At 42.9% G+C, this 11,325-nt stretch carries 10 protein-coding genes and 1 pseudogene; 8 read left to right on the top strand and 3 right to left on the bottom strand.

Translation table 11 applies throughout. From position 1 onward, the window contains the following. The first annotated feature begins 12 nt into the window (after positions 1-12). From metF to QM959_RS00860, 8 genes are all read left to right on the top strand, one after another. Positions 13-873, top strand: coding sequence for a methylenetetrahydrofolate reductase [NAD(P)H] (gene metF / locus QM959_RS00895; protein WP_414370789.1), 861 nt, complete (start codon positions 13-15; stop codon positions 871-873). A 457-nt stretch (positions 874-1,330) separates the two neighbouring features. Continuing rightward, positions 1,331-3,553, top strand: coding sequence for a polyribonucleotide nucleotidyltransferase (gene pnp, locus QM959_RS00890; protein ID WP_414370788.1), 2,223 nt, complete (start codon positions 1,331-1,333; stop codon positions 3,551-3,553). Positions 3,554-3,568: 15 nt separating this feature from the next. After that, positions 3,569-4,186 carry a serine O-acetyltransferase gene (gene cysE / locus QM959_RS00885; RefSeq protein WP_414370787.1) on the top strand — a complete coding sequence of 206 codons (618 nt, stop codon included), beginning with the start codon at positions 3,569-3,571 and terminating at the stop codon, positions 4,184-4,186. Positions 4,187-4,265: 79 nt separating this feature from the next. After that, positions 4,266-5,045 (top strand): nucleoside phosphorylase, encoded by a 780-nt coding sequence (locus QM959_RS00880; protein ID WP_414370786.1) that lies wholly within the window; start codon positions 4,266-4,268, stop codon positions 5,043-5,045. A gap of 228 nt (positions 5,046-5,273) precedes the next feature. Continuing rightward, the gene (cysS, locus tag QM959_RS00875; protein ID WP_414370955.1) at positions 5,274-6,617 is read left to right on the top strand and encodes a cysteine--tRNA ligase; all 1,344 of its coding nucleotides are present in this window, start codon (positions 5,274-5,276) and stop codon (positions 6,615-6,617) included. Beyond that, on the top strand, positions 6,610-7,002 hold the full coding sequence (locus tag QM959_RS00870) for a Mini-ribonuclease 3 (RefSeq protein ID WP_414370784.1): 393 nt from the start codon (positions 6,610-6,612) through the stop codon (positions 7,000-7,002). Before cysS ends, QM959_RS00870 begins: the two co-directional genes overlap by 8 nt. Then, entirely contained in the window at positions 6,999-7,868 is an 870-nt protein-coding gene (locus QM959_RS00865) for a helix-turn-helix domain-containing protein (RefSeq protein ID WP_414370782.1), read from the top strand. Before QM959_RS00870 ends, QM959_RS00865 begins: the two co-directional genes overlap by 4 nt. A gap of 113 nt (positions 7,869-7,981) precedes the next feature. Beyond that, positions 7,982-9,112 (top strand): ABC transporter ATP-binding protein, encoded by a 1,131-nt coding sequence (locus tag QM959_RS00860; RefSeq protein WP_049504000.1) that lies wholly within the window; start codon positions 7,982-7,984, stop codon positions 9,110-9,112. Positions 9,113-9,208: 96 nt separating this feature from the next. Here QM959_RS00860 and QM959_RS00855 read toward each other — a convergent pair. The 3 genes and pseudogenes from QM959_RS00855 to QM959_RS00845 all read right to left on the bottom strand — a co-directional run. Beyond that, positions 9,209-9,946, bottom strand: a pseudogene (locus tag QM959_RS00855) (oxidoreductase); the annotation flags it as partial. A gap of 20 nt (positions 9,947-9,966) precedes the next feature. Next, positions 9,967-10,626: an amino acid ABC transporter permease gene (locus QM959_RS00850; protein ID WP_247934606.1), complete on the bottom strand. Its 660-nt coding sequence runs from the start codon at positions 10,624-10,626 to the stop codon at positions 9,967-9,969. 9 nt (positions 10,627-10,635) lie between these two features. Continuing rightward, positions 10,636-11,313 carry an amino acid ABC transporter permease gene (locus QM959_RS00845; protein ID WP_247934605.1) on the bottom strand — a complete coding sequence of 226 codons (678 nt, stop codon included), beginning with the start codon at positions 11,311-11,313 and terminating at the stop codon, positions 10,636-10,638. Positions 11,314-11,325: the final 12 nt, after the last annotated feature.

Here is an 11,325-nt window from a genome sequence, read left to right as displayed (position 1 = left end):
AGGTTCATACATATGTCACGTCAAACACCGTCCCTCTCATTTGAAGTTTTCCCTCCAAACCCAGCAGTAGGCAATGACAAAATTATTGCGGCCCTGAAAGATATGCAGGACTTGGCGCCACACTTCATCAGTGTGACTGCCAGCAATAATAAATTTAATATCAAAGAGACGACGGTTCGTTTGGCAGACTATATCCAAAATGACTTGGAGATTCCAACCATTGCTCACTTGCCAGCTATCTATCTGACTAAGGATAAGGTGGCTGAGACTATTGCAGATTTGGATAAGGTTGGGGTTCAGAAAATCTTGGCTCTTCGTGGAGATATCATTCCTGATGTGGAGCCACAAAAAGATTTCCGTTACGCGACAGATTTGATCGAATTTATCAAGGAACAGGCGCCACATTTTGAAATTATTGGAGCTTGTTACCCAGAAGGGCACCCTGATTCACCAAACCAAATCTCAGATATTCAAAATCTCAAGAAAAAAGTAGATGCAGGCTGTTCAAGCCTTGTCACTCAGCTTTTCTTTGACAACGAGCGTTTCTACGATTTCCAAGACAAATGCACCTTGGCAGGAATTGATGTTCCTATTCATGCAGGAATCATGCCAATCCTGAATCGTAACCAAGCGCTTCGTCTCTTGAAGACTTGTGAGAATATCCATCTCCCACGTAAGTTTAAGGCTATCTTGGACAAGTATGAGAATGACCCTGAGTCACTCAGAGCAGCAGGACTTGCCTATGCCGTGGACCAAATCGTGGACTTGGTAACGCAAGACGTAGTAGGCGTGCATCTCTACACCATGAACAATGCAGACACTGCTCAGTACATTCACCAAGCAACCCATGCCTTGTTTAATCATCAATCTTAAAATAACAAAAAGCAAACCATTCTTCTTTTCATAGAGGAATGGTTCCTTTTTAATAGAAAAGACCGTACTTTTTAAGAAAAATATGATAAAATAGACTCTGTACGTACTTGATACAAAGATGAGGGTATAAACGATATTTAAGCAGTCTTAATCTTATGTCAAAGAGATGTAAGTTAAAGAATCAGAACTAAAGTAATTTCGGAGTTGAACACGGGCTAAATCCCTAGTGAAAAAGATAGATTTCCTGGTGTGAGTGGCACACTGCTTTAATCTCTGCTATCATGCGTAATTGAACCCGGCCGAAAAGCTGTGTAAAAAAGATAAACTGTCTTGTCTTCATCGAAGACTTCGCCAGTTTCCTATTTTTCTACAGAAATGTTCGGCAAGCCGAAACGTCCAAAATATCTTGATCTTTGTAGGCAAGGCGTATAATTTTATCAATCCAAAGGGGATTAAAATGACAAAACAAGTGTTTCAAACGACTTTTGCGGGTCGTGAGTTGATCGTAGAGACTGGTCAGGTTGCTAAGCAAGCAAATGGCTCTGTTGTCGTGCGTTATGGTGAGTCAACTGTCTTGACTGCTGCCGTCATGTCTAAGAAAATGGCGACTGGGGATTTCTTCCCACTTCAAGTCAACTACGAAGAAAAAATGTATGCGGCTGGGAAATTTCCTGGTGGCTTTATGAAACGTGAAGGACGTCCTTCAACAGATGCAACCTTGACAGCGCGTTTGATTGACCGTCCAATCCGTCCAATGTTTGCGGAAGGTTTCCGTAACGAAGTGCAAGTTATCAACACTGTCCTTTCTTACGATGAAAATGCATCTGCACCAATGGCAGCTATGTTTGGTTCATCATTAGCACTATCTATCTCAGATATTCCATTTGACGGCCCAATCGCTGGGGTTCAAGTAGGCTATGTTGATGGAGAAATCGTCATCAACCCTACTCAAGAACAAGCAGAGCAATCTCTTCTTGAATTGACAGTAGCTGGTACTAAGCATGCTATCAACATGGTAGAGTCTGGTGCCAAAGAATTGTCAGAAGAAATCATGTTGGAAGCTCTTCTCAAAGGGCACGAAGCTGTCAAAGAATTGATTGCCTTCCAAGAAGAAATCGTTGCGGCAGTCGGTAAAGAAAAAGCAGAAGTAGAATTGCTTCATGTGGATGCTGAATTGCAAGCTGAAATCATTGCAGCCTACAACAGCGACCTTCAAACAGCGGTTCAAGTAGAAGAAAAATTGGCTCGTGAGGCTGCAACTCAAGCAGTTAAGGACCAAGTCACAGCAGTTTATCAAGAAAAATATGCAGACCATGAAGAATTTGACCGTATCATGCGGGATGTGGCTGAAATCTTGGAACAAATGGAACACGCAGAAGTGCGCCGTTTGATCACAGAAGACAAGGTTCGTCCTGATGGTCGTAAGGTCGATGAAATCCGTCCTTTGGATGCGGTTGTTGACTTCGTTCCCCGTGTGCACGGTTCAGGTCTCTTTACTCGTGGACAAACTCAAGCCCTTTCTATCTTGACTTTGGCACCAATGGGTGAAACGCAAATCATTGATGGTTTGGATCCAGAGTACAAGAAACGCTTTATGCACCACTATAATTTCCCTCAATATTCTGTAGGGGAAACTGGTCGTTACGGTGCACCTGGTCGTCGTGAGATTGGTCATGGTGCTCTTGGTGAGCGTGCTCTTGCTCAAGTCTTGCCAAGCTTAGAAGAATTTCCTTACGCGATTCGTCTTGTAGCAGAAGTATTGGAATCAAACGGTTCTTCTTCTCAAGCCTCTATCTGTGCGGGAACTCTTGCCCTTATGGCTGGTGGTGTGCCAATCAAGGCGCCAGTAGCTGGTATTGCAATGGGTCTTATCTCAGATGGTAATAACTACACAGTTTTGACAGATATCCAAGGTTTGGAAGACCACTTTGGAGACATGGACTTCAAGGTTGCAGGAACTCGTGACGGGATTACAGCCCTTCAAATGGATATCAAAATCCAAGGAATTACTGCAGAAATCTTGACTGAGGCTCTTGCTCAAGCCAAGAAAGCTCGTTTTGAAATCCTTGATGTGATTGAAGAAACAATCCCAGAAGTTCGTCCAGAATTGGCTCCAACTGCTCCGAAAATTGATACCATCAAAATCGATGTGGATAAGATCAAGATTGTCATCGGTAAGGGTGGAGAAACCATCGACAAGATCATCGCTGAAACAGGCGTTAAGATTGATATCGACGAAGAAGGAAACGTGTCTATCTACTCAAGCGACCAAGATGCTATTAACCGTGCTAAAGAAATTATTGCTGGTTTGGTTCGTGAAGCGAAAGTGGACGAAGTTTACCATGCCAAAGTTGTTCGTATCGAAAAATTCGGTGCCTTTGTCAACCTCTTTGACAAGACTGATGCCCTCGTTCATATCTCTGAAATGGCTTGGACTCGCACTAACCGTGTCGAAGACTTGGTAGCCATCGGTGATGAAGTGGATGTCAAGATTATCAAGATTGACGAAAAAGGTCGTGTAGATGCTTCGATGAAAGCACTCTTGCCACGTCCACCGAAACCTGAACATTCAGAAGATAAAGGTGAAAAGGGTCATCGTCATGGCGATCGTCCTCGTCACCACCACAAGGACCACAAACCTAAGAAAGAAACTACAGAAACACCAAAAGACTCAGAATAAGAAAAGGAGAATTGTATGGGATGGTGGCGTGAAACCATTGATATCGTAAAAGAAAATGATCCAGCGGCTCGCACCACTTTGGAGGTTCTTTTGACCTATCCTGGTGTGAAAGCCTTGGCTGCCCACCGTCTCTCTCATTTTCTCTGGGAGAATGGCTTTAAGCTCTTAGCTCGTATGCACAGCCAGTTTTGGCGCTTTTGGACACAAATCGAGATTCATCCGGGTGCTCAGATTGACTCAGGTGTCTTCATCGACCACGGTTCTGGTCTTGTGATTGGGGAAACAGCTATTGTTGAAAAAGGGGTTCTTCTCTACCACGGGGTAACTCTTGGTGGGACAGGGAAGGATGTTGGCAAACGCCATCCGACCGTGCGTAAGGGAGCTCTCATATCTGCACATGCCCAAGTTATCGGGCCTGTAGAAATCGGTGAAAATGCCAAAGTCGGTGCTGCAGCGGTTGTTGTTGCAGATGTACCTAGCGATGTAACGGTTGTCGGTATTCCTGCTAAGATTGTCCGAGTGCATGGTCAAAAGGATGAACCAACCATTCACGAAGTCGAAGAAAAACGAGAGTATTACGTCAATAAACTCGAGCAAGCGAGAGATGCCAGTCATAGATCGTCTGAGCTTTAACATTTGATTTCGTCCGTTTGAAAAGATTGGCTTTGTCAAACAAACCCAAGTGGTTTATCTGAATGCGAAAGAGTAATAAATGCTATTAGAAGAATTTGAAAATGTACCTGCTGTTATCGAGCCAACTGATCGAAGCCTTCTTAGTGGTGGAGAAATCTGTGATACCATTATCTTGTCTTTTAATGGAGAAATCCTTGAACGAGTAAAGCAGATAGATGGTGTCTACGAAGGTGGCTATCTTACCAATCTAAATGGCAAACTGCCATGGTATATCTATGAAAAAGATGGGAGTAAGGTAGCAGTTGCTATGGCTACGATTGGTGCTCCAATGGTTGTTGGACTCTTAGAAGAACTCAAAGCGAGAGGTTTTAAAAACTTTATCGTTTTAGGGTCTTGTGGAGTTCTGGACCAGTCTATTCAAGCAGATAAGATTATCCTACCAAGCTCGGCTTTACGTGATGAAGGTACTAGTTATCACTATGCTCCAGCAAGTGATGAAATAGCCTATGAGCAATCTCTACTCTTTACTATGGAAAAAGCCTTGGATAAAGCTGGCATTGAGCATATTCGAACAAAGTCTTGGACCACAGATGCCTTCTATCGTGAAACAGCTGCTAAGGTCAAACGAAGACTAGCAGCAGGAGCTAGAGTTGTAGATATGGAAGCTTCAGCTATCATGGCCTGGGCCCAATATCGACAAGCCGATGTCTATCAATTTTTCTACACAGCTGACTATGTCGACCATCACAATCACGAATGGGATGCTAGACGCGAGGATAGAAAGGCGGATGCTATGACTTTCTTTGAGATTGCCCTAGTCATTGCTCAAGAGCTAGTCATTGCTCAAGAGTTAGTTTAGACTAGTCTTTACGATAAATTCGAAACAAGAAAGGAAGGGAGCCTAACGGAAAACATAGAAATAAAACTTCCGTAGTGACTCCCTTCATCTTTTTACTTCATTCTTCTTTTATGTTTAGAAAGGAGCAAGGAAATCCGATTTGTGACAGGCAATCGGGCTAAAATTTCGTTGAACAGTTAGTTATGAAAATACCTGTTTATGAATTTTAGCTTTCCTGACTATTATTTTATGATTAAAATCTATGACACCATGTCTCGTGATTTGCGAGAATTTGTCCCAATCGAGGACGGCAAGGTTAAGATGTATGTATGTGGGCCGACAGTTTATAACTATATCCACGTAGGGAATGCCCGCTCAACAGTAGCCTTCGATACCATTCGTCGCTACTTTGAGTACCGTGGTTATGAGGTTGCCTACATTTCCAACTTTACCGATGTAGATGACAAGATTATCAACCGTGCCAAGGAAGAAGGTATCACACCTCAGGAAGTAGCGGACAAGTACATTGCGGCCTTTCGTGAGGATGTGACAGCTTTGGGTGTTAAACCTGCGACTCGTCATCCACGTGTTGTAGAGTTTATGGCTGATATCATCCGCTTTGTAGAAGACTTGATTGAAAAGGGCTATGCTTATGAGAGTCAAGGGGATGTATATTTTCGTGTAGAAAAATCCCACAACTATGCTAAGTTGGCCAATAAAACCCTAGAAGACTTGGAACTAGGTGCTTCAGGTCGTACAGATGAGGAAACAGCTCGTAAGGAAAATCCTGTGGACTTTGCCCTCTGGAAAGCTGCCAAACCAGGTGAGATTTCTTGGGATAGTCCATGGGGACCAGGTCGTCCAGGCTGGCACATCGAGTGTTCAGTCATGTCAACTGAGATTTTAGGAGATACCATCGATATTCACGGTGGTGGAGCTGACCTTGAGTTTCCGCACCACACCAACGAAATTGCCCAGTCAGAAGCCAAAACAGGCAAGACCTTCGCCAACTACTGGATGCACAATGGCTTTGTCAATATCGACAATGTCAAGATGTCTAAGTCTTTGGGAAACTTCATTACGGTACACGATGCTCTCAAAACTATCGACGGTCAAGTATTGAGATTCTTCTTTGCGACTCAGCACTACCGTAAGCCAATCAATTTTACGGAAAAAGCAGTGCGGGATGCCGAGACTAATCTCAAGTATCTGAAGAACACTTATGAGCAACCGTTTACTGGAATTGTAGATGTTCAAGAATTACAAGCATTTAAAGATAAGTTTGTAGCGGCTATGGATGAAGATTTCAACTCCGCAAACGGTATCACAGTAGTCTTTGAAATGGCCAAATGGATCAACTCAGGTAACTACGATGCGGCTGTTAAGGAAGCTCTTGCGGCGATGTTAGAAGTCTTTGGAGTGGTCTTTGTTGAGGAAGATTTGGATGAAGAGATTGAAGCCTTGATTCAAAAACGCCAAGAAGCGCGTGCCAATCGTGACTTTGCGACAGCTGACCAAATCCGTGACCAACTAGCTGCACAAGGGATTAAACTACTTGATACCAAGGATGGAGTGAGGTGGACTCGTGATTGATGTCAATCTCATTAACGGGATTGCGTTAGCCTTTGAAGGTGACGCGGTTTATTCTATGTATATCCGCCGTCATCTCATTCTTAAAGGCATGACCAAGCCCAATAAACTCCATCAAGAGGCCACTAAGTATGTATCAGCCAAGGCTCAAGCACGCTTGATTTCCCTCATGTTGGAGGAGCAAGTCCTAACGGAAAAAGAAGAAGAAATCTATAAACGGGGGCGCAATACCAATAGTCACACCAAGGCAAAGAACGCAGATGTAGTGACCTACCGTATGTCTACAGGTTTTGAAGCGGTCATGGGTTATCTTCATATGACTGAAAATGTGGAACGCCTAGAAACCTTGATTTCTTGGTGCATCCAAAAATTGGAGGGCTTGGAATGATTGCAAAAGAATTACTAGATTGGTTTCCACAAGCTCAAATCGTAGACCAACCAGTCGATAAGGAAGGTTATCTGACGCTTCCAGTATCCGCAAATCAGTGGATTTTGCTGGAGGAAGCTAGTCTGAGCGAGCGTGAAAAACAGTTGGTTGCCCTTTTGACCCAGCAGGAGCAGGCTCGTTCGCTCAATCCTTGGTATTCTTATCTGATTGAGGGCAAGGGACAAGCCCCACATGCTTTTAAAAAGATTCAGTTGGTTTATTGTCATCTTTCCTATTTTCAGCAGGAAAATCTGGCTTCTTGGTTGGATATGATGCGAACCCTATTTCCTAACTGTCAGACGGTGATTCAGGTCGGAGCTCAGGACTATGTTTTCGTGCTTCAACAAGACAAATACACCTCTGTACGAGCTATTTTAAGTGATACGATTGAAGCGGTTGAGTATGACTTTGGACTGCGTCTCTCTATCATGTTGGGTCAGGTTTGGTCTCAGACAGGACATCAAGTCCTATCAGACTTAATCAAAGCGGAGCGGAATTTGTTTAAGACTTGGTGGCGTCAGGGTCACCAAGGTGTTCACACTTTTTCACAGCTCTATCTCTGGAGTATGGGGGAAAGAGTCGTGGATTTGAGAGTAATCAAGGAATGCCTACACCAGATGATTTTGGATCAGGATCAAATTCAGGAAATTATTCTCTCATTATGGGAAAATAGTGCTGTTCTCACTAAAACAGCCCAGCAACTCTATCTGCACCGCAATTCTCTCCAGTACAAGATTGACAAATGGGAAGAGTTGACAGGGCTTCAGTTGAAGGAGTTGACGGACCTCACCTTATGTTATCAGTTGATTTTACCTGATATTATTTAAAGTTTTGTGCAAGTTGCACAGAACTTTTTCATTTTTTTGGTCACCTTGCCATAGAAATGTAAAGCGTTTTCATCTATAATATAACTATCAAATGACAAAAGGAGTTCACCACAATGGTAGAATTAAATCTTAAAAATATTTACAAAAAATATCCAAATAGCGAACACTATTCAGTTGAAGATTTCAACTTGAACATTAAAGACAAAGAGTTCATCGTTTTCGTAGGACCTTCAGGATGTGGTAAATCAACTACTCTTCGTATGATTGCAGGTCTTGAAGACATCACAGAAGGTACTGCATCTATCGATGGCGTGGTTGTCAATGACGTAGCTCCAAAAGACCGTGACATCGCCATGGTATTCCAAAACTACGCTCTTTACCCACACATGACTGTATACGATAACATGGCTTTTGGTTTGAAATTGCGTAAATACAGCAAAGAAGACATTGACAAACGTGTACAAGAAGCAGCTGAAATTCTTGGTTTGAAAGAATTCTTGGATCGTAAACCAGCTGACCTTTCAGGTGGTCAACGTCAACGTGTTGCCATGGGTCGTGCAATCGTCCGTGATGCAAAAGTATTCTTGATGGACGAACCTTTGTCAAACTTGGATGCAAAACTTCGTGTATCAATGCGTGCTGAAATCGCTAAAATCCACCGTCGTATCGGAGCTACAACTATCTACGTAACTCACGACCAAACAGAAGCGATGACACTTGCAGACCGTATCGTTATCATGTCAGCAACTAAAAACCCTGCTGGTACTGGTACTATCGGACGTGTTGAACAAATCGGTACTCCTCAAGAAGTTTACAAAAACCCAGTTAACAAATTCGTAGCAGGATTTATCGGAAGCCCAGCTATGAACTTCATCAATGTTAAATTGAACGGTGACCGCATTGTTGCTGACGGATTTACTTTGAAAGTTCCAGAAGGTGCTTTGAAAGTTCTTCGTGAAAAAGGCTACGAAGGAAAAGAATTGATCTTCGGTATCCGTCCAGAAGACGTAAATGCAGAACCTGCTTTCCTTGAAACATTCCCAGAATCAGTTGTGAAAGCAACAATCTCTGTATCAGAATTGCTTGGTTCAGAATCTCACCTATACTGCCAAGTTGGTAAAGATGAGTTCGTTGCAAAAGTTGACGCTCGTGACTACTTGCAAGCAGGTGCAACAGTTGAACTTGGCTTTGACTTGAACAAAGCACACTTCTTCGACGTAGAAACTGAAAGAACAGTTTACTAAGATAAATGAAACTCAAAACACTGCTAGAGAAATCTGGCAGTGTTTTTTGCGGTTGAGTAGAAAAACTCCTGAGATATCCCAGAAGAATGTGATTGATTATTTGAACTTGAATCCTTCGTAAATAAGCTCTGCTTTTGGATTTTGTTTCTTAATCTGTTTGGCAAGTGACTTCATCATAGAAAGAGGGCCACACATATAGACGGTTGCATGTTGGGGTACTTCTTTTTGTTCAAAATTAAGATAGCCGTCTTTTGTACTGTCTACTAGATGGAGTTCAAAATTAGGATTTTTCTGAGCATAGTCACGGAGCAAATCCAGATAGACTGCATTTTCTTCTCCACGGAAACTATAGTAGAAGTGAACCTGTTTATCTAAAATAGGATGTTCACGGATGTAAGAGATGAAGGGGGTAATCCCAATACCTCCAGCAATCCAAATCTGATTTTCTCGTCCTTCTTCTATAATCATGTGTCCGTAAGCTCTGTCTACGCTTACTTTGCTGCCGACTTGAAGATTGTCATAGATATTCTTGGTATGGTCACCTGAATTTTTGACAGTAAAGTAAAGTGTTTGGCCATGACCTCCTGAGATAGAAAAGGGATGCGGAGCACTTTCAAAGCCTTCTTGGAAAATCTTTAGGAAGGCAAACTGTCCTGATTGATAGTTGAAAGGTCTGCTAAGATGGATTTGAATTTCTCTAGTATCGTGATTTAAGCGTTTGAGATTGGTAATTTTCTCTAGATAGGGGAAGGAAATCTTTTGATAAAGGAAGGTGATATAAAAACCAGCCAGTAAGCCTAAAAGAGCATAGCTACCAACAAGAAAACTCTCCAATTGAACTGGAGAGTGGCTGTTTATTCTGCAGCTTGTTGCCAACGTTTTGCTAGCATATGAGACAGGCTAGAAATTGCTAGGTTAAAGCTGAAGTAGATGAGGGCAGTCAGGATGTAAAGGCTAAAGACCTGCTCTGGTTCGAAATAACGGCCCATGAGAATTTGGCTGGCTCCAAAGAGTTCTTGTAGGGCGATAACAGAGTAGAGAAGACTGGTATCCTTAATCACGGTTACAAACTGAGAAATGATGGCAGGCAACATTTTGCGGATGGCTTGTGGGAGAATGATGTGATAGAGGATTTGGGCTGAGGTGAAGCCTTGTGACATTCCTGCTTCGTACTGTCCCTTGTCTACGGCATTGAGACCACCTCGGATAATCTCAGCTAAGGCTGCTGAGGTAAAGAGGGTAAAGGCTGTAATACCTGCTGGTGTCGACTTCATCTTGAACACCAAAAAGATAGTGAAAATCCAGAGAAGGTTGGGAACGTTACGCACAAATTCGATATAAATGCTGGAGATGATTCGCAAGACAGGATTTTTCCCATTTCGCATGACCGCAAGTACCGTCCCAATCAGGGTAGAGAGTACGATGGCAATCAGAGAAATATAGAGGGTCAAGCCAAATCCTTTAAAGATGAAGATTAGGTTATCTGGGGTCAAAACTTCTAAAATGGATTCCATAGTAACCTCCTAAAGTGAATAGGCTTTTTTGTTGGTTTGCTCCATTTTGCGACCAAACTGGGCAACAGGGAAGCATAGAGAAAAGTAGAGAAGGGCAGCGCCTAAGAATGCTGGAATGTAGTTTCCGTTAAGTGCTGACCAAGACTTAGTCACAAACATCAAGTCGACTCCAGAGATGATAGCGACTGTAGAGGTGTTCTTGATGAGGTTGACGATTTGGTTGGTCAAAGGAGGGAGAATGATACGGAAAGCCTGAGGCAAGATAATCAAGCGCATAGCACTGATATAGGTAAACCCTTGCGACAAGGCGGCCTCCATCTGACCGCTAGGAATAGACTGAATACCTGAACGAATAACCTCAGCAATATAGGCGCCGTGATAGAGACCTACACAGAGTACAGCTGTCCAATAAATCGGAATCATGATGATGTGGTCACTGATAAGAGGTAGACCATAGAAGACGATAACAAACTGCACCAAGAGGGGAGTGTTTTGGTAAAATTCGACAAAGATGCGAGCTAAAATGCGCAAAATTGGGCGTTTACTGGTCGACATAGCTCCAAAGAAGATACCTAAGACCATGGCGAGGATAAAGGATCCGATTGCCAGGGCAAGAGTAAAGAGGAAGCCATTGAAAAATTGTCCAAAATCCTGAAAATAGGCTGTCCAAGATGATAAATCTGTCATGGGGTGTCCTCC

The sequence above is a fragment of the Streptococcus mitis genome, assembly GCF_047459985.1.
In the GTDB taxonomy this organism is placed as follows: domain Bacteria; phylum Bacillota; class Bacilli; order Lactobacillales; family Streptococcaceae; genus Streptococcus; species Streptococcus mitis_DZ.
The sequence above is the reverse complement of the archived record's forward strand: the minus strand, read 5'-3'. Positions and strand labels throughout refer to the sequence as shown.